21 protein-coding genes and 1 pseudogene are annotated in these 19,778 nt (G+C 63.6%); 8 read left to right on the top strand and 14 right to left on the bottom strand.

The window, feature by feature from the left end:
* Positions 1-114: 114 nt before the first annotated feature.
* Together EAV90_RS22100 and EAV90_RS22095 are read right to left on the bottom strand one after the other, a co-directional pair.
* Positions 115-1,101: a cysteine synthase A gene (locus EAV90_RS22100; protein ID WP_122406827.1), complete on the bottom strand. Its 987-nt coding sequence runs from the start codon at positions 1,099-1,101 to the stop codon at positions 115-117.
* A gap of 382 nt (positions 1,102-1,483) precedes the next feature.
* Positions 1,484-1,852: an antibiotic biosynthesis monooxygenase family protein gene (locus EAV90_RS22095; RefSeq protein WP_122404836.1), complete on the bottom strand. Its 369-nt coding sequence runs from the start codon at positions 1,850-1,852 to the stop codon at positions 1,484-1,486.
* Between the two features lie 95 nt (positions 1,853-1,947).
* On the opposite strand from EAV90_RS22095, the gene EAV90_RS22090 reads away from it, so the two are divergent.
* The gene (locus tag EAV90_RS22090) at positions 1,948-2,421 is read left to right on the top strand and encodes a MarR family winged helix-turn-helix transcriptional regulator (RefSeq protein WP_122404835.1); all 474 of its coding nucleotides are present in this window, start codon (positions 1,948-1,950) and stop codon (positions 2,419-2,421) included.
* 30 nt (positions 2,422-2,451) lie between these two features.
* Here EAV90_RS22090 and EAV90_RS40195 read toward each other — a convergent pair whose 3' ends face one another.
* Together EAV90_RS40195 and EAV90_RS41745 are read right to left on the bottom strand one after the other, a co-directional pair.
* Positions 2,452-3,123, bottom strand: coding sequence for a LysR substrate-binding domain-containing protein (locus EAV90_RS40195; protein WP_283810499.1), 672 nt, complete (start codon positions 3,121-3,123; stop codon positions 2,452-2,454).
* A 107-nt stretch (positions 3,124-3,230) separates the two neighbouring features.
* Positions 3,231-3,392 (bottom strand): annotated as a pseudogene (locus EAV90_RS41745) (helix-turn-helix domain-containing protein); the annotation flags it as partial.
* 58 nt (positions 3,393-3,450) lie between these two features.
* Here EAV90_RS41745 and EAV90_RS22080 point away from each other — a divergent pair.
* Positions 3,451-4,428 (top strand): Bug family tripartite tricarboxylate transporter substrate binding protein, encoded by a 978-nt coding sequence (locus EAV90_RS22080; protein ID WP_122404834.1) that lies wholly within the window; start codon positions 3,451-3,453, stop codon positions 4,426-4,428.
* A gap of 110 nt (positions 4,429-4,538) precedes the next feature.
* Here EAV90_RS22080 and EAV90_RS22075 read toward each other — a convergent pair whose 3' ends face one another.
* The 5 genes from EAV90_RS22075 to EAV90_RS22055 all read right to left on the bottom strand — a co-directional run bounded on the left by EAV90_RS22075 (position 4,539) and on the right by EAV90_RS22055 (position 7,871).
* Positions 4,539-4,745 (bottom strand): DUF2158 domain-containing protein, encoded by a 207-nt coding sequence (locus EAV90_RS22075; protein ID WP_122404833.1) that lies wholly within the window; start codon positions 4,743-4,745, stop codon positions 4,539-4,541.
* A 363-nt stretch (positions 4,746-5,108) separates the two neighbouring features.
* On the bottom strand, positions 5,109-5,852 hold the full coding sequence (locus EAV90_RS22070; RefSeq protein ID WP_174221643.1) for an HAD family hydrolase: 744 nt from the start codon (positions 5,850-5,852) through the stop codon (positions 5,109-5,111).
* Between the two features lie 5 nt (positions 5,853-5,857).
* The gene (gene hemF, locus EAV90_RS22065; protein ID WP_164937055.1) at positions 5,858-6,745 is read right to left on the bottom strand and encodes an oxygen-dependent coproporphyrinogen oxidase; all 888 of its coding nucleotides are present in this window, start codon (positions 6,743-6,745) and stop codon (positions 5,858-5,860) included.
* A 20-nt stretch (positions 6,746-6,765) separates the two neighbouring features.
* Positions 6,766-7,398, bottom strand: a complete 633-nt coding sequence (queE, locus tag EAV90_RS22060; protein WP_122404830.1) for a 7-carboxy-7-deazaguanine synthase — start codon at positions 7,396-7,398, stop codon at positions 6,766-6,768.
* The gene (locus EAV90_RS22055) at positions 7,395-7,871 is read right to left on the bottom strand and encodes a tRNA (cytidine(34)-2'-O)-methyltransferase (protein ID WP_122404829.1); all 477 of its coding nucleotides are present in this window, start codon (positions 7,869-7,871) and stop codon (positions 7,395-7,397) included. The genes queE and EAV90_RS22055 overlap by 4 nt, the downstream gene beginning before the upstream one ends.
* Positions 7,872-8,149: 278 nt before the next feature.
* On the opposite strand from EAV90_RS22055, the gene petA reads away from it, so the two are divergent.
* From petA to EAV90_RS22030, 6 genes are all read left to right on the top strand, one after another.
* Positions 8,150-8,680: a ubiquinol-cytochrome c reductase iron-sulfur subunit gene (petA, locus tag EAV90_RS22050; protein WP_011085272.1), complete on the top strand. Its 531-nt coding sequence runs from the start codon at positions 8,150-8,152 to the stop codon at positions 8,678-8,680.
* Between the two features lie 62 nt (positions 8,681-8,742).
* Positions 8,743-10,815, top strand: a complete 2,073-nt coding sequence (gene fbcH, locus EAV90_RS22045; RefSeq protein WP_122404828.1) for a cytochrome b/c1 — start codon at positions 8,743-8,745, stop codon at positions 10,813-10,815.
* A gap of 19 nt (positions 10,816-10,834) precedes the next feature.
* On the top strand, positions 10,835-10,978 hold the full coding sequence (locus tag EAV90_RS40185) for a hypothetical protein (protein WP_160118872.1): 144 nt from the start codon (positions 10,835-10,837) through the stop codon (positions 10,976-10,978).
* A gap of 79 nt (positions 10,979-11,057) precedes the next feature.
* Positions 11,058-11,732 (top strand): dienelactone hydrolase family protein, encoded by a 675-nt coding sequence (locus tag EAV90_RS22040; RefSeq protein ID WP_122404827.1) that lies wholly within the window; start codon positions 11,058-11,060, stop codon positions 11,730-11,732.
* 305 nt (positions 11,733-12,037) lie between these two features.
* On the top strand, positions 12,038-14,203 hold the full coding sequence (locus EAV90_RS22035; protein ID WP_122404826.1) for an anthranilate synthase component I: 2,166 nt from the start codon (positions 12,038-12,040) through the stop codon (positions 14,201-14,203).
* A 148-nt stretch (positions 14,204-14,351) separates the two neighbouring features.
* Positions 14,352-14,891: an adenine phosphoribosyltransferase gene (locus EAV90_RS22030; RefSeq protein WP_122404825.1), complete on the top strand. Its 540-nt coding sequence runs from the start codon at positions 14,352-14,354 to the stop codon at positions 14,889-14,891.
* Positions 14,892-15,006: 115 nt separating this feature from the next.
* On the opposite strand, the gene EAV90_RS22025 is transcribed toward EAV90_RS22030, so the two are convergent.
* The 5 genes from EAV90_RS22025 to EAV90_RS22005 all read right to left on the bottom strand — a co-directional run bounded on the left by EAV90_RS22025 (position 15,007) and on the right by EAV90_RS22005 (position 19,730).
* On the bottom strand, positions 15,007-15,675 hold the full coding sequence (locus tag EAV90_RS22025; RefSeq protein WP_162500405.1) for a hypothetical protein: 669 nt from the start codon (positions 15,673-15,675) through the stop codon (positions 15,007-15,009).
* 62 nt (positions 15,676-15,737) lie between these two features.
* A complete protein-coding gene (locus EAV90_RS22020; RefSeq protein WP_122404823.1) occupies positions 15,738-16,490 on the bottom strand; it encodes a P-loop NTPase family protein in 753 nt (250 codons plus the stop codon).
* A gap of 207 nt (positions 16,491-16,697) precedes the next feature.
* Positions 16,698-17,912, bottom strand: coding sequence for a M48 family metallopeptidase (locus EAV90_RS22015; protein ID WP_122404822.1), 1,215 nt, complete (start codon positions 17,910-17,912; stop codon positions 16,698-16,700).
* A 141-nt stretch (positions 17,913-18,053) separates the two neighbouring features.
* Entirely contained in the window at positions 18,054-18,614 is a 561-nt protein-coding gene (locus EAV90_RS22010) for a LemA family protein (RefSeq protein WP_122406825.1), read from the bottom strand.
* A 138-nt stretch (positions 18,615-18,752) separates the two neighbouring features.
* Positions 18,753-19,730, bottom strand: coding sequence for a small ribosomal subunit Rsm22 family protein (locus tag EAV90_RS22005; RefSeq protein ID WP_122404821.1), 978 nt, complete (start codon positions 19,728-19,730; stop codon positions 18,753-18,755).
* Positions 19,731-19,778: the final 48 nt, after the last annotated feature.

Raw genomic sequence — 19,778 nt, 5'->3', positions numbered from 1 at the left:
TCGATGCCGAGTCTACAGGTCGGAACGAACTTGAGCCGTCACGACCCATATTGCCGCCTTGAGTCTGACCCCATCAGGTCCAACATGTGCTGCTGAGGCTCTCGATGCCGGTTGCTATCGCATCCAATGCGGGGTGGGCAGGTTCTTCTTGCGCAGAAATTCCGGGTTGAACAGCTTGGATTGATAGCGTTGTCCGCCATCCGCAAGGATGGTCACGATGGTTTTGCCCGGACCGAGGTCGCGCGCGAGTCGCATCGCTCCAACAATGTTGATGGCGCTGGATCCACCGAGCACAAGCCCTTCGTGCTCGATCATATCGAATAGAATGGGCAACGCCTCCTCGTCCGTGATCTGATACGCTGCATCAATCGGCGTGCCTTCCAGGTTCCTGGTCACACGCACTTGCCCGATCCCCTCAGTGATCGAGTCTCCTTCGGTCGTGAGCTCTCCCTTGGTGAACCAGTTGTAGAGCGCGGCCCCCATGGGATCGCTGAGCGCGATCCTGATCGCCGGATTGCGCTCCTTGAGGGCTCGCGCAACCCCGCCCAAAGTCCCGCCGCTGCCGACAGCACAGGTAAAGCCATCAATCTTTCCGCCCGTTTGTTCCCAAATCTCCGGCCCGGTCGTGCGGTAATGGCCCTCACGATTGGCAACGTTGTCGAACTGGTTAGCCCAGAATGCACCGAGTTTTTCGGCGAGCTGACCGGAATAGCGGGCGTAATGACCCGGATTTGAATAGGGAACGGCGGGGACCAGTCGCAGGTCCGCGCCGCACAACCGCAGCATATCCTTCTTTTCCTGACTCTGCGTATCGGGCATCACGATCACGCTCCGATAGCCGCGTGCATTCCCGACGAGCGTAATGCCGATGCCGACATTTCCCGCCGTGCCTTCGACGATGACGCCGCCCGGCCTGAGCTTGCCACTTCGCTCAGCATCGTTGACTATGGCGAGGGCCGCGCGATCCTTTATCGATCCACCAGGATTGAGAAACTCGGCCTTGCCGTAGATCTCGCAGCCTGTGGTCTCCGACGCCATTCGCAGCCTGATCAATGGCGTATTGCCGATGGAGTCCAAAAATCCCGTTCGGATACCGTTCATCGCTTGCCCGCCTTCGCGCTCCCGCAACTTTAGGCTGCTCAGCGGACAATTCCGTTCTCTAGTTCAGGCGATATCAGCAACGACTTTGGCGTCCCGCCCAGAAAATCGGCAATTGTATTCCCAGTGTTTCATTTCGGCTTGTGACCAAAGGCGAAGATCGCGCGGCGCGCCATTCATTGGCGAGGAAGGACCCCGAGCCTCGCGTCACCGCCAGCGCCGGGACCAATAGCGGGAAGCCCAACGGCATTACGCTCGCGTGTGACGCAAGCACTTCAGTGAGAACCGCGGAGATTCAGAACGTTGCAATCGTCACCAGTGCCGTCGCGCCGGCTATCGGATGAAGAATCTTGGCCATTGTCCAACTCCAGCTCGTGCCGGGCGATCACGCGACGCAGATGTCGGGCACCGCGACCTTTTGGAACAGGTGAGGGGAAGCGACGGCGGAAGAGGGATACGCCGAGATCTTCGATCTGAACTCAGGGTGCGTGAACGCGGCGCGGAAATGGGCGCTCGATTCCCAGACGGCATAGTTCAGGTAGGTCGGGCGATCGCCGATCGCGCGGTGAAGCTGGGTGGAGATGAAGCCGGGCTGCCGCTTCATGAAGGCAGCATCGTCCTGCCAGACCTGGAGGAAGCTCTGCTCGTCGGCATTGTCGAGCGTGAAGACATTCACCAGCACAACGGGACCGGCGTCGATGCCGAGTTGGCGATCGATCGGAAAGGTGGGGTCGAGAGGACGCAGGAATGGCATGAAACCTCCGATATTTGGTTGCATGATGTCAATATGGTACGATACGTCAAATACTAAATTGACATAATGATGTCAATATAACTTTATGGTGACAGATGCTGAAATCCCAACGAACGCCGGCCGGCGATGCTTTGACCGGCCTCATGCTCGACCTGTTCCGGCTCAACAGTCTGCTCTTGACCGCAGGCGACCGCTTGGTGGCGCGGCTTGGGCTGACGAGCGCGCGCTGGCAAATTCTCGGCGCAATTGTTCATGCCGAGCGATCCCAGCCGGTCGCATGGCTGGCCCGCGATCTCGGTGCCAATCGCCAGAACGTGCAGCGGATCGTCAACGACCTGCACGCGGAAGGGCTTGTGGCGTTCGAGGCCAACCCGCACCATCGGCGTGCTCAACTTGTCGTCTTGACCGAGAAGGGACGGCGCGCTTTCGATGCCGCCATGGCTTTGCAGGCGCCTTGGATCAACGGCCTTTCGGAAGGGCTCGCGATCAAGGATCTGCAAGCCGTTCATCGTGTGGTCACGGCTCTTCGGAAGAAACTGGAGAGCAACGATCCAGATGATCTGAAATGATCACTCCGCGACCTCGGGAGTTCCGGGACGTCAGATCCTGGGCCTTTTCTTTGCCATCGCCCGAACCAGGCTCAAGAATTTCTTGAGGACCGGCGACGGATCGTCTCGCCGCCAGGCCAAACCAAGAAAGGCCTTTGCCGAGGCATCTGCAAGAGGAAGATAAGCGACCCCTTTCATGCGCGCGCTCTGCATCGTTGAAGGCACCAGCGCGATGCCCAGTCCGGCCGCTACCAGGCCGAGTGCCGATGTGATTCTGGGGGCCGGCTGGCCAAGACGAGGTGCAAATGCAGCTCTATGGCAAGCTGCGATCGTCTCGTCGTGCAAACCGGTTCCGGCCGGCCCGATCATGATGAACTGTTCGTTTGCAAGGCTCTTCAGGGAAACTGCCTTGGATTTGGTTCTTGCCGCGCGGTGATGGCTTGGTAAGGCGACGACCAAAGGCTCCTCTTGAAGAGGGGCGACGATGACTCCGTCTGCATGGATCTGGGGCGCGCGCACGAAGGCAACGTCCATCTGGTCGTTGTTGAATTGCGCAACGATGTCATTGCTCAGCCCCTCATGCAACACGAGGCAGACCCGCGGATTGGCTTCCCTGAAGCATCGAATCGAGTCTGGAACGAACGGGTTAAAGGGCGCTGTTGGCGCAATTCCGATACACAGAGTGCCCTGTTCGCCGCGTGCCGCACGCCGGGTCGCATCAATCGCGCGATCGAACTGTGCAAGGACCGCCTTGGCTTCGCTAACAGGACTTGACCCGCGACGGTCATTTCGACGCCGCGAGGCGTGCGACGGAAGAGTTGAACGCCCAGATCTCGTTCCATCAGGCTGATCTGTCGGCTGAGAGGCGGCTGCTGGATATCAAGGCGCTCCGCTGCGCGGGTGATATGTCCTTCCTCGGCAACCGCAACGAAATATCTGAGGCGACGTAGGTCCACAGCATACCCTGAAAGTATCAAGATCGGCCTAAGCATATCATAGCGGAATGATGGTCCAAACGTTAGTTGTACGGCCGGCAGCAAGGAGGGCGACATGCAACTGCGCAGGCGCGATTTTGTGAACGCCGCGTTGGCGACGATAGGGACATCAGTTCTGCCTCGGATCGCCTTGGCCGAAGGCTACCCGGCGCGAAGCGTACGGCTTGTTGTCGGATTTCCCGCCGGAGGGCCGGTCGACATCGCCGGTCGCTTGATCGCCCCATGGCTTTCCGAGAGACTCGGTCAGGAGTTCGTCATCGAAAACCAGCCGGGGCAGAGCGGGAATGTGGCGACGAGATCGGTGGTCAAGTCAGACCCTGACGGTCACACGCTTCTCGTTTGTGGACCGGTGAACACTATCAACTCGACCCTTTTCAAAGGGCTCGATTTCGATTTCGCCCGTGATATCGCGCCCGTTGCGTTCTTGTATCGGGTCCCGCTGGTGATCGAGGTGCATCCCTCAGTTCCAGTCCGGACGGTCACGGAATTTATCGCCCACGCCAAGGCCAACCCGGGAAAGCTCAAGATCGGATTCGCGGGTCACGGTACGCCTCAGCACATCGGCATCGAACTGTTCAGGACGATGACCGGCATCGATGTTGCGCTGGTGCCATATCTCGGTTCAACGCCCGCGGTCGCCGCACTGTTGGCAGGAAGCATTGACGCAATGTTCGACCCCATGCCCTCGTCGATTGCGCACATCAGGCGAGGCGAGCTCATTCCGATTGCGGTGACAACTTCGAACAGGTCTGCGAGTCTGCCCGACGTGCCAAGTGCCGCCGAGACTGTCCCTGGCTACGAGGCCGGTTCATGGTTCGGCATAGGTGCTCCCAGAATGACGCCGACAGACATTGTCGAAAGGCTCAACCGGGAGGTTAACGCCGCGCTCGAGAACGCCGCCATGAAGACCAGGATTGCAGAACTCGGGGGAACGAGCATCCTCGGTTCATCCACACAATTCTCCGAGTTCATCGCCCAAGAGACTGAGAAGTACGCCCGCGTCATCCGCTCGGCAGGAATTGAAGTTAATTGAGAAGCCGTTCCCCCTCCTGGCCGCTGCACGACATCCAGCGATGTCCGCTATTGGCAAAAGCGGACATCGGGAGCACCGGAGCGGAAAGCTCCGGCCCGACGTGGATGCGCCTACTCCTCGTCCTCATTCTCGTCTTCGTCGTCCTCTTCCTCATCTTCCTCGACCTGCATCAGCACGGCGAGCGGCAGCGTCTCGCGGAACAGGTCGCCTTCCATGCCCATCCAGAGGCAGAGCGCCTCGTTTTCCTTCACCTCCGCGACGGTCAGCGGCTGGCCGCCGGATTTCAGCATCACGACATCGCCGGCTTTCAGATCCATGGATTGTCCTTTCGGGTTGATCGACGCGGGGGAGGCTAGCAGGCGGTCATGACACGCCGATCACGCGAGGCGCATGCCGGCAAAGCGCGCCGGTGCCGCGCGGCACCTCTCCCTGCGGGACCCTGCGGGAGAGGTGACCCCGAGTCCCGAGCGCGCATCGATTCAACCAAAACTCATCCGCTTTGGCGAACGGGCGCAGCTCGCGCGGAAGCCCTGCCCATCGCATGCATTGCGACGATGGCATTATGCCCCTGTTTTGCCCGACGGGTCAAAGGCGATTCGTAAAATCCGTAAGCCTTTGATTTTGCAGCAGCGCCCTACTGTGCATGGGGTTGTTTTCGCAGTTTTTGTTGTCGTGCCCCGTTACAGCTGGTCCGGCACGAGCTCAGTCAGCGAGCGGATGATGCGGTCGGGCTTGACCGTCGATCCCTCGGGCAGGCCGTCGCCATGCACGTCCATCCAGATCGAATAGATGCCGAGGCGCTGCGGCGTCACGACCTCCCATTCCAGATTGTCGCCGATCATCCAGGTATCCTCAGCGGTGACGCCGAGCGCCTCCATCGCGTGCAGATAGGCGCGCTCCTCGGGCTTGCCGAAGCCGTGCTCGCCTTCGATCTGGATGTGATGGAAGCGGTGCGCCAGCTCGAAGCGCTCGACCTTGGCGCGCTGCATGTCCGCGGCGCCGTTGGTGACCAGTGCGAGCTTGATGCCGAGCGCCTTGAACTGGTCGATCGCCTCATGCGCGCCGGGGAAGACGAACATCTCCTCCTCGCGATAGGCGGTGAAGCGGTCCGCGAGGCGAATGGCGAGATCATCGGGCAGGGCGCGATGGCCGGCGGCCGCGAGCGCGGCAAAACCGCCCTTGACCGTGAGGTGACGGGCCTCGGCGAGCTTCATTCGCCACGCCGGCTCCGCATTGGCCCAGAAGTTTCGCGCGAACGCGAGCACGGCCGTTGCGACCATCGGCGGCGGCAGCGGCGCCAGTTCCTCGGCGAACTCGGCCGTGATCGTGTTCCAGGCGATCTCGGGCCGGCCATAGGCCGACAGGATGGTGTCGTCCATGTCGATCAGCATGGCGCGCGGGAGCGGCTTTGCGGCGGGCTTCATCGCGGTCACGGCCACTTCACCTCCGGCGGCAGCGACGACAGGATCGAGTCCACATTGCCGCCGGTCTTGAGTCCGAAGATGGTGCCGCGGTCGTAGAGCAGGTTGAACTCGACATAGCGGCCGCGCCGGATCAGTTGCTCCTCGCGGTCTGCCGCGGTCCAGGCGCTCGCGAAATTGCGCCGCACGATCTCGGGATAGATCTTCAGGAAGGCGCGGCCGACGTCCTGGGTGAAGGCGAGGTCGGCATCCCAGTCGCCGCTGTCGTGCCAGTCGTAGAAGATGCCGCCGATGCCGCGCGCCTCTTTCCGGTGCGGCAGGTAGAAATACTCGTCGCACCATTTCTTGTACTTGTCGTATTCGGCAACGCCGCTGTGCTGGTTGCAGGCCTGTTTCATCGCGGCGTGGAACGCGATGCTGTCGGCATCGTCCTGCGTCCGCCTTCGCTCCAGCACCGGCGTGAGGTCGGCGCCGCCGCCGAACCAGGCTTTCGTGGTGACGACGAAGCGCGTGTTCATGTGCACCGCGGGCACGTTCGGATTGCGCATGTGCGCGATCAGCGAGATGCCGGAGGCCCAGAATTTCGGATGCTCCGCGGCGCCCGGAATCTGGGCGCGAAACTCGGGCGCGAATTCGCCTTGCACCATCGAGCAGTGCACGCCGACCTTCTCGAACAGGCGGCCATGCATCATCGACATCACCCCGCCGCCGCCAGGCGCGCCAGAGTGGTCGGTGCGCTGCCAGGGCGTGCGCTTGAAGCGGCCGGCTTCGCCCGGATAGAGGCTTTGCGGTGCGTCATCCTCGAGCCGCTCGAAGCTCGCGCAGATGTCGTCGCGCAAGCGCTCGAACCAGGCGCGGGCGCGGGCCTTGCGGTCTTCGATTGTCGAGGCGTCCATATTCATTTGCCGGTCGCGTCCTATCTGATGCCGAGCGATTTGTGCGTCTGCACGCTCAGCCGCCATTGCGGATGGCGCAAGCAATAGTCGATCGCGCGCGCGGTGTTCTCGACGACCTCGGGCCCGTCCATCGGCTGCAGCGAGAAGCGTTCGAAGGCGAGGTCCTCAAATGCTTCGGGCATCGCCAGCGCCTGGGGATAGACCAGCTTCAGCTCGTGGCCGCGCCGCAGGACCAGCTCGCTGCCGCCCTTGGGGCTGACGCAGATCCAGTCGAGCCCCTCAGGAGCCGCGATCGTGCCGTTGGTCTCGACGCCGATCTCGAAACCTCTCGCGTGCAGCGCGTCGACCAGCGCGGCGTCGACCTGGAGCAGCGGCTCGCCGCCGGTCAGAACCACGTAGCGGTTGGCGGCGGATGCCGTCCATTGCGCGGCGATGGTGTCGGCGAGTTCCGCAGCCGAGCCGTAGCGGCCGCCGAGGGTACCATCGGTTCCGACGAAATCCGTATCGCAGAACTTGCAGGTCGCTTCCCCGCGGTCGGCCTCGCGGCCGCTCCAGAGGTTGCAGCCGGCAAAACGGCAGAACACGGACGCGCGCCCGGCATGGGCGCCTTCGCCTTGCAGGGTCAGGAAGATTTCCTTGACCGCGTAACTCAAATCTCTCTCCTCAGTCCTTCTTCGGCGTTCCGGATCTGCCGCAGCGCCTCGCCTGCGGCCATGGCGGCTGCCATCGCCACATTGAGCGAGCGCAGCCCCGCCTTGATCGGGATCACCAGGCGCGCATCGGCGGCCTCGACCACCGCGTCGGTGACGCCGGCGCTCTCGCGCCCGAATAGCAGGATGTCCGAGTTCTGGTAACGAAAATCGCGGTAGTCGGTGGCGGCCTTGGTCGTGAACAGCAGCAGCCGGGAGCCCTGGCCTGCGCGCCAGTCCTCGAATTTCGACCAGGAGTCGTGACGGGTCACGCTGACGTGGTCGAGGTAATCCATTCCCGCCCGGCGGAACAAGCGGTCGGAGAAGGGGAAGCCGGCGGGCTCGATGATATGGGCGGCGAACCCCAAGCAGGCGCAGAGCCTGAGAATCGTGCCGGTGTTCTGGGGAATGTCAGGCTGGAAAAGCGCTATCTGCATGGGCGGCGGCGGGCTGGTTGCGGGCGCAAAATGTCTCAATGAAACATCGCACCCCCGGGAATTCGTGCATTGCACGCTCCCGCGCCGATAGCGGGCTTGCGCTCGCCCGGCAAGGGTGCCAATAGAACGATTCTGGACTGCTGTTTTCCCCGTTTGGGCGTGAGCAAGCAAAGTTCTGCCGCCGCGGGGGGCCGCGGGCGCCGGCAGCCTTTCCGGGGACCTCATGGGCGCCCCCCGGAGCGGTTCCACCGGTCGCATAAGAAGAAAGGGTTGGAATCGTGACGACAGCGTCTTCGGCGGACCATCCGACACGCCGTGATTTCTTATTCGTTGCAACGGGGGCAGCTGCAGCAGTAGGGGGCGCGGCTGCGCTCTGGCCCTTCATCTCCCAAATGAATCCTGATGCCTCGACCATCGCCGCCGGCGCGCCGATCGAGGTCGATCTCAGCCCGATTGCGGAAGGCCAGGACATCAAGGTGTTCTGGCGCGGCAAGCCGATCTACATCAGCCACCGCACCAAGAAGCAGATCGACGAGGCGCGCGCCGTCAACGTGGCGAGCCTGCCCGATCCGCAGTCCGACGAGGCCCGGGTCAAGTCCGGCCACGAGCAGTGGCTGGTCGTGATCGGCATCTGCACCCATCTCGGCTGCATCCCGATCGCTCACGAGGGCAATTACGACGGGTTCTTCTGCCCCTGCCATGGTTCGCAGTACGATTCGTCCGGCCGCATCCGCCAGGGGCCTGCGCCCGCGAACCTGCCGGTCCCGCCGTACCAGTTCGTTTCCGATACCAAAATCCAGATCGGCTGAGCCTCGGACTATCGTCCGAAGCTTCGCGCCGTCTCGTCGTTTTATTTCCTCAGGATCGCATCATGAGCGGACCATCCGACTACCAGCCGAGCAATCCGGCCCTGCAATGGATCGAGCGGCGTCTGCCGATCTTTGGTCTCATCCACTCCTCCTTCGTCGCCTATCCCACCCCGCGCAACCTGAACTATTGGTGGACCTTCGGCGCCATCCTCTCCTTCATGCTGGCGATGCAGATCCTGACCGGCGTGGTCCTGGCGATGCACTACACGCCGCAAGCCGATCTCGCCTTCAAGTCGGTCGAGCTGATCGTTCGTGACGTGAACTACGGCTGGCTGCTGCGCAACATGCACGCGGTTGGCGCCTCGATGTTCTTCGTCGCCGTCTACGTCCACATGTTCCGCGGCCTTTACTACGGGTCGTACAAGGAGCCGCGGGAAGTGTTGTGGATCCTCGGCGTCATCATCTACCTCCTGATGATGGCGACCGGCTTCATGGGCTACGTGCTGCCGTGGGGTCAGATGAGCTTCTGGGGCGCCACCGTCATCACCAACCTGTTCTCCGCCATTCCCTATGTCGGCGAGAGCATCGTGACGCTGCTGTGGGGCGGCTATTCGGTCGGCAACCCGACGCTGAACCGCTTCTTCTCGCTGCACTATCTCCTGCCGTTCGTGATCGCGGGCGTGGTCGTGCTGCACGTCTGGGCGCTGCACGTCGCCGGCCAGAACAATCCTGACGGCGTCGAGCCGAAGACGGAAAAGGACACGGTGCCGTTCACGCCGCACGCGACCATCAAGGACATGTTCGGCGTCGCCTGCTTCATGCTGCTGTACGCCTGGTTCATCTTCTACATGCCGAACTATCTCGGCGACGCCGACAACTACATTCCGGCGAACCCGGGCGTGACGCCGCCGCACATCGTGCCGGAATGGTATTACCTGCCGTTCTACGCGATCCTGCGCTCGATCCCGAACAAGCTCGCGGGCGTCGTCGCGATGTTCGGGGCGATCATCATCCTGTGCTTCCTGCCTTGGCTCGACAGCGCCAGGACCAGATCGTCGAAGTACCGTCCGCTCGCCAAGCAGTTCTTCTGGATCTTCGTCGTGGTCTGCATCCTGCTCGGCTATCTCGGCGCCCAGCCGCCGGAAGGCATCTACGTCGTCGCCGGCCGGGTCCTGACGGTCTGCTACTTCGCCTACTTCCTGATCGTGCTGCCGCTGCTCGCGCGCATCGAGAAGCCGCGGCCGGTGCCGAACTCGATCTCTGATGCGGTGCTCGCCAAGACCGGCAGCCGATCGACACCGATGGTCTCGACCGCGATCGTGCTCGCGCTCGCAGGATCATTGTTCGCGGGCTCGATCGACAGCGCGAAGGCGTCTGAAGGCGGCGACAACCCGCCGGCCAACAAATGGTCGTTCTCGGGCCCTTTCGGTAAGTTTGATCGCGGCGCGCTGCAGCGCGGCCTGAAGGTCTATAAGGAGGTCTGCGCCAGCTGCCACGGCCTGTCCTATGTCGCCTTCCGCAACCTCGCCGAGCCCGGCGGGCCCGGCTATTCGGTGGCGCAGGCGACGGCCTTCGCATCGGACTACAAGATCAAGGACGGTCCGAACGATGCGGGCGACATGTTCGAGCGTCCGGGCCGGCCGGCGGACTATTTCCCCTCGCCGTTCCCGAACGAGCAGGCTGCGCGTGCCGCGAACGGCGGTGCGGCGCCGCCCGACCTGTCCCTGATCACCAAGGCGCGCTCCTATAAGCGCGGCTTCCCCTGGTTCGTCTTCGACTTCTTCACCCAGTACCAGGAGCAGGGCCCGGACTACGTCGCGGCGGTGCTTCAGGGCTTCGAGGAGAAGGTGCCGGAGGGCGTCACCATCCCGGAGGGCTCGTACTACAACAAGTACTTCCCGGGCCATGCCATCAAGATGCCGAAGCCGCTCAGCGATGGCCAGGTGACCTATGACGATGGCTCACCGACCACGGTCGCGCAGTACGCCAAGGACGTCACCACGTTCCTGATGTGGACCGCCGAACCGCACATGGAAGCGCGCAAGCGCCTCGGTTTCCAGGTGTTCGTGTTCCTGATCATCTTCGCGGGCCTGATGTACTTCACCAAGAAGAAGGTCTGGGCCGCCTCGCACTGAGCGGCGCGAGACTCGATGAATGAAAAAGCCCCCGCAGGGGGCTTTTTTGTTGACGCAACTCGCCGTCATTCCGGGGCGCGCGAAAGCGCGAACTATGGTGCGCGATTGTGCACCTGAGAATCTCGAGATTCCGGGTTCGGTGCTGCGCACCGCTCCGGAATGACGGGAGTGTGGATTGCGTCGCGCCCGCCTAGCCGCCACAATAACCTCAACCGCTCCCCCAAATCTCACCGGAGGACACCATGGGAACCACCATCACCTTCAAGCGCCCGGACGGCAAGGACGCCTCGGGCTATCTCGCCAATGCCGCGCGCGGCAATGCGCCGGGCGTGGTCGTGATCCAGGAATGGTGGGGCCTGTCGGACCAGATCAAGGGCCTGTGCGACCGCTTTGCGCTCGCGGGTTTCGATGCGCTGGCGCCCGATCTCTACAAGGGCAAGGTGGTGCCCTATCACGACACGGAGAGCGCCAACAAGGAGATGAACTCGCTCGACTTCATGGACGCGACCACGCAAACCGTGCGCGGTGCCACGCAATATCTGTCACGCAATGGCGCCAAGGTCGGGCTGACCGGGTTCTGCCTCGGCGGCGCCGTGACCATCATCGGTGCGACCAAGATCCCGGAGCTCGCGGCCGGCGTCGTGTTCTACGGCATTCCGCCGGAGCAGGCGGCCAAGCCTGCGGACGTCAAGATTCCGCTCCAGGCCCATTTCGCCAATAAGGACGATTGGTGCACGCCGGAGTTGGTCAGCGGCTTCGAGAAGGCCATGAAGGCTGCCGGCAAGTCACTGGAGCTGTTCCGCTATGATGCCGAGCACGCCTTCGTCAACGAGCAGCGCCAGGCCGTGCACGACCGTGAAGCCGCCGAGCTCGCCTGGGGCCGGGCGACGGAGTTTTTCCGGAAGCATCTGGGGTAATCGCTCGTAGCGCGGACGGAGCGCAGCGCAATCCGGGGACTTTCCAATTGGGCGCGAGCCCCGGATTACGCTGCGCTCCATCGTGCCTCACCCTTGACGCCGCCCCCGCGCCATGGTGAGTATCCGCCCCATGAGCACCGCCGTCCGCCCAGCCCGTCTTTGGTGGCGCACCTCCTGACGAGGTGGCCGGTGCGATTTCTTTTCCCAAAATCGTCGAAGGTCGCCAGCACAGCGCGGCGGCCTGATCGTTTGTCCTGTGTGGCGTTCCCTCGGCAAGTCTCGTAAGAGGACCCCAAGAGGATCACATGAACAGGACCGTCTTTGCCCTTCCGGCCAGAAGTGAGTACGCGACCCGCGCGGGTCTTGCGATCACGCGCGTGGCCGAGCAATTCACCGGCGGCGCCAACAGGCTCGACGATCTCGTCAGCCTGCTCGACCGCCGCCGCGGCGTGGTGCTGTCCTCGGGCACGACCGTGCCTGGCCGCTACGAAAGTTTTGACCTCGGCTTCTCCGATCCACCCCTCAGGCTCGAGACCGCTGGGGTCAATTTCAAGCTGGAAGCGCTGAACGCACGCGGGCAGGTGCTGATCGCCTTCCTCGCCGACGTCCTGCGCGAGCCCTGCGTGGTGATCTCTGAGAAGTCGGCGACGCGCCTTGCCGGTCACATCATCCGCGGCGATGCCCCGGTCGAGGAGGACCAGCGCACCCGCCGCGCCAGCGTGATGTCGCTGGTGCGCGACCTCGTCGCTGCCTTCTCCGCCAATGATGACGGTCTGCTCGGCCTGTTCGGTGCCTTCGCCTACGACCTCGTGTTCCAGATCGAGGACCTCGTGCAGAAGCGCCCGCGCGAGGCCGACCAGCGCGACATCGTGCTGTACGTGCCCGACCGCCTGCTTGCCTATGACCGCGCCACCGGCCGTGGCGTGGTGCTCTCCTACGACTTCGCCTGGAAGGGCAAATCGACGGAAGGCCTGCCGCGCGAGACCGCCGACAGCCCATATCTGAAGACACCGCGCCAGGGCTTTGCCGATCACGCCCCCGGCGAATATCAGGCCACCGTCGAGACCGCGCGCGCAGCCTTCGCGCGGGGCGATCTGTTCGAGGCGGTGCCGGGCCAGCTGTTCGCCGAGCCCTGCGACCGCTCGCCGGCCGAAGTGTTCCAGCGCCTCTGCGTCATCAATCCGTCGCCCTATGGCGCGCTGATGAATCTCGGCGAGGGCGAGTTTCTCGTCTCGGCTTCGCCCGAGATGTTCGTGCGCTCGGACGGCCGCCGCGTAGAGACCTGCCCGATCTCGGGCACGATCGCACGCGGCACCGATGCGATCGGCGATGCCGAGCAGATCCGCCAGCTCCTGAACTCGGAGAAGGACGAGTTCGAGCTCAACATGTGCACCGACGTCGACCGCAACGACAAGGCACGCGTTTGCGTGCCCGGCACCATCAAGGTGCTGGCGCGCCGCCAGATCGAGACCTACTCAAAGCTCTTTCACACCGTCGATCACGTCGAAGGCATGTTGCGTCCCGGCTTCGACGCGCTCGACGCCTTCCTCACCCATGCCTGGGCGGTGACCGTGACCGGCGCGCCGAAGCTCTGGGCAATGCAGTTTGTCGAGGATCACGAACGCTCGCCGCGGCGTTGGTATGCCGGTGCAATCGGCGCGGTGAATTTCGACGGCAGCATCAACACCGGCCTCACCATCCGCACCATCCGCATGAAGGATGGCCTCGCAGAGGTGCGCGTCGGCGCCACCTGCCTGTTCGACTCCGATCCCGCCGCGGAAGACCGCGAGTGCCAGGTCAAGGCGGCTGCACTGTTCCAGGCGCTGCGCGGCGATCCGCCGAAGCCGCTGTCGACCTTCGCGCCCGATGCCACCGGTTCGGGCAAGCAGGTGCTGCTGATCGATCACGACGACAGCTTTGTCCATATGCTCGCCGACTATTTCCGCCAGGTCGGCGCCAGCGTCACCGTGGTCCGCTATGTGCATGCGCTCGACATGCTCAAGCAGAAGAGGTGGGATTTGCTGGTGCTCTCGCCCGGTCCCGGACGTCCTGAGGACTTCGGGATCAAGAAGACCATCGATGCGGCGCTGGAGCAGAAGCTGCCGGTGTTCGGCGTCTGCCTCGGCGTGCAGGCCATCGGTGAATATTTCGGCGGCGAGCTCGGCCAACTCAGCCATCCCGCCCACGGCCGGCCCTCGCGGGTCCAGGTGCGCGGCGGGCGCCTGATGCGCAACCTGCCGAACGAGATCGTCATCGGCCGTTATCACTCGCTCTTCGTCGAGCGCGATAGCATGCCGGAGGTGTTGTCCGTCACCGCCAGCACCGAAGACGGCGTCGCCATGGCGCTCGAGCACAAGACCCTGCCGGTCGCCGGCGTGCAATTCCATCCGGAATCGCTGATGTCGCTGGGCAACGAGGTGGGCTTGCGTATTGTCGAGAATGCGTTCCGGCTGGATGCTGGGACGAATTGAATGAGTGTCGTCATTGCGAGGAGCCCGCGACAAAATTGCGAAGCAATTTTGCGCTGGCGACGAAGCAATCCAGACTGCTGCCGCGGAGAAGAACTGGATTGCTTCGCTTCGCTCGCAATGACGGTGGAGAAGCCAGAGCGAGATAACCATGACCTTTGACCACGACATCAAGGCGAGCGTCCGCACCATCCCGGACTATCCGAAGCCCGGGATCATGTTCCGCGATATCACGACCCTGCTTGCGGATGCCCGCGCGTTCCGCCGCGCCGTGGACGAGCTCGTCAATCCCTGGGCCGGCAACAAGATCGACAAGGTCGCCGGCATGGAAGCCCGCGGCTTCATCATCGGCGGGGCGGTGGCGCACCAGCTCTCGGCCGGCTTCGTGCCGATCCGCAAGAAAGGCAAGCTGCCGCACACCACCGTGCGCATCGCCTATTCTCTCGAATACGGCATCGACGAGATGGAGATGCATGTCGACGCCATCCAGCCCGGCGAGCGCGTGATCCTGGTCGACGACCTCATCGCCACCGGCGGCACCGCCGAAGGCGCGGTGAAGCTGCTGCGCCAGATCGGCGCCAACGTCGTCGCCGCCTGCTTCATCATCGACCTGCCCGAGCTCGGCGGCGCCACCAAGCTGCGCGCCATGGACGTGCCGGTGCGCACGCTGATGACGTTCGAGGGGCATTGAGCGGACAAGAAATACAGTCCGTCTTATAACGCCATTGGCTGCGGCCTCGGTTCACCTCTCCCCGTGGTCGACCGTGGTCGGGAAAGATGGGCACCAAGTCGGCGGCCCAAGAAGCCTACGATCGTTGCAGGATCAGGCTGAGCTCGAGCTCCCGGAAGGCGATGTAATTCCGCCGGGTCCATTGGTGCAGCTCGGTGGAAGAGTCCTTCTCCTGGCGCAGATAGCCGGTGAAGGAGAAGGTCAGCCGGTCGATATAGGTTTTGAGGAAGCCGGGCAGCGCCGGTAAGCGGAACAGCCGGCCGCCTTCCATCGCGGCCGGCAATTCGCCGCGCACGACATATTCGTTGTCGACCGTGATCAGATTCATCCGCGGGATCTGCCCGCGCAGCATCTCGTGGGCGCGGGCCGAGACGCGGTCTGTGTCCGCGACGAACAGGATCTGCGGCGCGACGTGGCGGCGTGCGGCTTCCTTCAGAAGGCCGATCTCCTCGGTCATCTTGAAGAATTCGTCGAAGGCATGGAAGCCGAGATCGATCACCTTGGCGAGGCCGTCATCGACGATGACGCGGTCCATCAGCTGCATCTTGCCGTAGGTGTCGGTCACGTCGGCGGTCTCGGTGATGCCAGGCAGGTAGTCCAGCAGCGACGGCTCCTTCAGGTTGACGTCGAAGGCCGCGACATTGCCGTTCTTGAGCAGCAGGAATTCGGCGAGCAGCCGCGCCAGCAGGGTCTTACCGACCTGCGGGCGGGGCGAGCAGATGATGTAGACGGGCGTTGCGGGCATTATGGACTATTATTTGAGCCAACTCGTCGCCCAATCCAGCCGTATCCGCCCAATGGCCGCAACTATTTTTCGCTGTTGCGGGTCACCGGCTTCGAACCGACGATGTCGGTCAGGCGGATGCGGTCGAACTCGCTCCAGACGTTCGCCAGCCAGTGCCGGACATAGCCGCGCAGCACGAACGAATAGTTGGCGGCATCGTCGTTGATGCCCTTGTTGGCGACGAATTTCAGGAACGGGACGGAAGACACCTCGACCTGCTCATAGGCCATTTCGTTGAGCTTGGGGATGGTCAGCTCGGTCGCGTCCTTGATGCGGTGGAAATACGAATTGTAAGTCGCCTGGTCCCACTGGAAGAACTGGGTGTCATTGATGAAGTTCTTCACCAGGAAATATTTTGCGCCGCCCATGAAGCCGGCGGTCTCGGCGATCTCCTCCAGCGAGGCGATCGAGGGTCCCAGGATGTGGAACACGGCAAAGGTGATCTGGCCGGCCTTGGCGGCGTCGAGGAACCCGATGTCGCGCAGCGAGGCCAGCGCCGGCGAGAGCAGGCCGGCGCGGACATCGATCACGGTCACCGACGGGCTCACGGTATTGAGCGTGTCGAAGATCTTCATCTGGTCGGCCGTGGTCGTCATGTCGACGATCTCGGTGATGTCGGGGTGGAAGCGCTTCAGGGTTCCGCGCGGAGACTCCGTGTCGAACGCGCGCGTCGGCACGTTGTTGGCTGAGAAATAATCGAGCAAGGTACGCGACACCGTGGTCTTGCCGACCCCGCCCTTGTCCGCGCCCACCACAACCACTGCCGGCTTTGCCATTGCTGTCCCCTAACGCGCCCCCGATCGCGAGGTCGCAATCGGCCAGGCCCCAAATCGATGTCCCAAAAGACGTCCCAGGTCTGCTGTTGGGCGCGAACATGGCAGAAACAAGGGAGAATTCAATTCCTTGCGCCCCTGTTGCGGCAATTCCCGAGGTTTTTCCCTATCGGTGTCAAACCTGCCACGAACGGCGCCCGATCGCGTGGCTCAGTGGCGGCCCCATGGTCCCATCGGATTGGCTGGAAGGACGCCTGAGGGGCTTGGTGTGGGAACGGGCGGCGGATTGGCCGGAGCGGCTGCATCGCCCCATGGCCCGTGCGACAGCGGCGGTGGGGTATCTTGCGCTCCGGGCTGTTCCATCTCGGGTTGATCAGTCTCTTCAGTGGGGCCTGGCAGGGGACCAGGGTCACGGCCGCCGGCGAACTTGACCAGCGCATCGACCCGGGACTGCACGGAAGGGTGGGTGGCGAACAAATCGGCAAAGCCTTCGCGCGGATTGTCGACGCAGAGCTCCATCACGGCCGAGGTCGCGCCGGGCAGTTCGCCGCGGCCCTCGATCTTGCGCAGCGCCGAGATCATGGCATCAGGGTCTTTCGTCAGCTCGACCGAGCCGGCATCGGCGAGATATTCGCGCGACCGCGATAGCGCGAGCTTCACCACCTGCGACAGCAGCCAGGCCAGAACGATCAGCACGACCGCGATGATGATGACGATGATCGCGCCGCCGCCGGAGCTCTTGCTGTCGCTCGACGACGAGGACGACCGCGACGACGAGGAGGAGCCCGAGGACCATGAGCCGCCGGAGCTCGGGCTCCAGTCGAAGCTCGTGAACAGGCGGAAGAACAATTCGCCGAAGAAGCCGACCGCACCGGCGATGATGACGGCGACCACCATGAGCTGCACGTCGCCGTTCTTGATGTGGGTCAGCTCGTGGCCCAGCACCGCCTCGATCTCCTTGTCGTTCAGCGCATCGAGGAGACCGGTGGTGACGGTGATCGAATATTGCCGCGGATTGAGGCCCGTCGCGAACGCGTTCAGCGCCGGGCTCTCCATGATCTTCAGCTTCGGCATGGTGATGCCGCGCGAGATGCAGAGGTTTTCGAGCAGATTGTAGAGCCGCGGCTGTTCCTGCCGGGTCACGTCGTGGCCGCCGGTCACGGCGTCGATCATCGACTGGTGGAAGAAATAGGCGATCACGACCCAGGCGGCCGTCACGATCGTCGCAACGGGCGCCGCGACGATCAGGTCGTGGAAGGCGCGTTTCAAATAATAGGCGACAGTCTCGTTGCCGTTGATGACGACCTCGGCGACCAGCGCGCCGGCATAGACCAGCACATAGACCAGCACGAACAGGCCGGCGAGCAGCAGCATCGAACGAAACTTGTTCGAGGCGATGTGCGTGTAGAGACCATACGCGGCCATGGCTGCTTCCGTTGGCTTCCGTCATTCCGGGACACGCCAACGGCGTGAACCCGGAATCCAGAGCTTAGTGTCTCGCTCGAGGTTCCGGGTTCGCGTCTTCGACGCGCCCCGGAACGACGAAGGTGAGGGGTCATGTTGCAATCAGAACTTCACCTGCGGCGCCGCCTCGACCTCGGTGCGGCTCGTGCCGAGATCGAAGAAGTCCTTCCTGGTGAAGCCGAACATGCCGGCGAACAGGGCGGCGGGCATCTGCTGGATGCCGGTGTTGTATTCCTGGACCGCGTTGTTGAAGAAGCGACGGCTGGCCGCGATCTTGTTCTCGAGATCGGAGAGCTCGGATGCGAGCTGCTGGAAATTGGCATTGGCCTTGAGGTCGGGATAGGCTTCCGACAGCGCGATCAGCCGGCCGAGTGCGCCGGAGAGCTGGTTCTCCGCCGCGGACACCTGAGCCGGTCCCTGCGCCGCCATCGCCGAATTGCGCGCCTTGATGACATCGTCGAGCGTGCCGCGCTCGTGCGAGGCATAGCCCTTCACGGTCTCGACCAGGTTCGGGACCAGGTCGTGGCGCTGCTTGAGCTGCACGTCGATATCGGCAAAGGCCTGGCCGACGCGCTGGCTCAGCGCCACCAGGCGGTTGTAGGCGCTGAAGGCGAACAGCACGAGGACGACGATGACGCCGAGAACGATCCAGCCGGTCGACATGAAGAACTCCTGAAGCGGGAAGAAGCAGGCGCTAGGGTAGACCAAATTGGCGCAGGGCGAGAGCCCCGGCATGGAGGGAAGGTAAGGCTTGGTCGGACGAGGAACCGTCCGAGTTCAAGGGAAGCACGGCCGGCGGAATTAACTTTCGGACATGATCGCATCGCCCCAGCGCCAGCGCCGGGCGTCGGCATAGGCCGTCTTGTCGCGCCGCGGGACTTTCGTCAGCGCGACCCCAGCCTCGGTGCAGAGCTTGGCCGTGATCTCGGCCTTGCCGACATCCGGCGGCGCCAGCACGCGCGCGGCGCGCGTCGCCGGCGGCGCGCGTGTCAGGGCGACGTAGATGAAGCGCTCGTCCTCGAACGGCACCTCGGCGCCCTTGATCTGGCGATGCGCCTGGGAGCGCGGCAGGCGTTGGGAGAAATGGCACCAGTCGGGCGGGATGAGCGGGCAGGGTCTGTCGTGAGGGCAGGGGGCGGCGACGTGGGCTCCGGCCGAGATCAGTTGTTGCCGGAGCGCGAGGATGCGGGCATAGCCCGCGGGCGTGCCGGGCTCGATCACGACCAACGCATGGCGCGCTTTCGCCCACATCGCTTCCGCAAGCTTGCGCTGGTCGCCTTCGTTGAGCTCGCCAATGACGTAGCTGGCGACGACGAGGTCGGCTTGCGAGACCTCGGCGAGGTTGCCGCCGGCATCGCCGGGAAGATGGCGACACTCCGCGAGGCGCGTGCTGTTGCGCGCCAGTTCCAGCGCGAGCCGGCTCAGCGTGGCGTTGGCGTCGAGCAGCGTGAAATCGCGCAGCGACGGAAAGGCTTCCGCGGCGGCCCAGCTCGCGGTGCCCGGACCTGCGCCGACGTCGAGCAGCGTTTCAGGCGCAAGGCCAGGCGCGATCTCGGTCAGCGCATTCAGGCTGGCGGCCACGGCCGCGTAGGTCGCCGGCATCCGCGCCAGCGCATAGGCGAGCGCATCGGCCTCCGATTTGATGGTGCCGGAGCCGCCGCCGGCGCGATAGGCGGTCGAGATCTTTTGCGATCGCTGTGCGGCGTCGGTCCGCGAGAAGCCCTGGAGCTTGCCGTCGAGGGCGGCCTTGAGTTCAGCGGGGAGAATGGGCGAGATCATGTTTGCCCACCGTCATTCCGGGGCGCGCGCAGCGCGAACCCGGAAGTT

The organism is Bradyrhizobium vignae (genome assembly GCF_004114425.1).
GTDB lineage: Bacteria > Pseudomonadota > Alphaproteobacteria > Rhizobiales > Xanthobacteraceae > Bradyrhizobium > Bradyrhizobium vignae.
The sequence above is the reverse complement of the archived record's forward strand: the minus strand, read 5'-3'. Positions and strand labels throughout refer to the sequence as shown.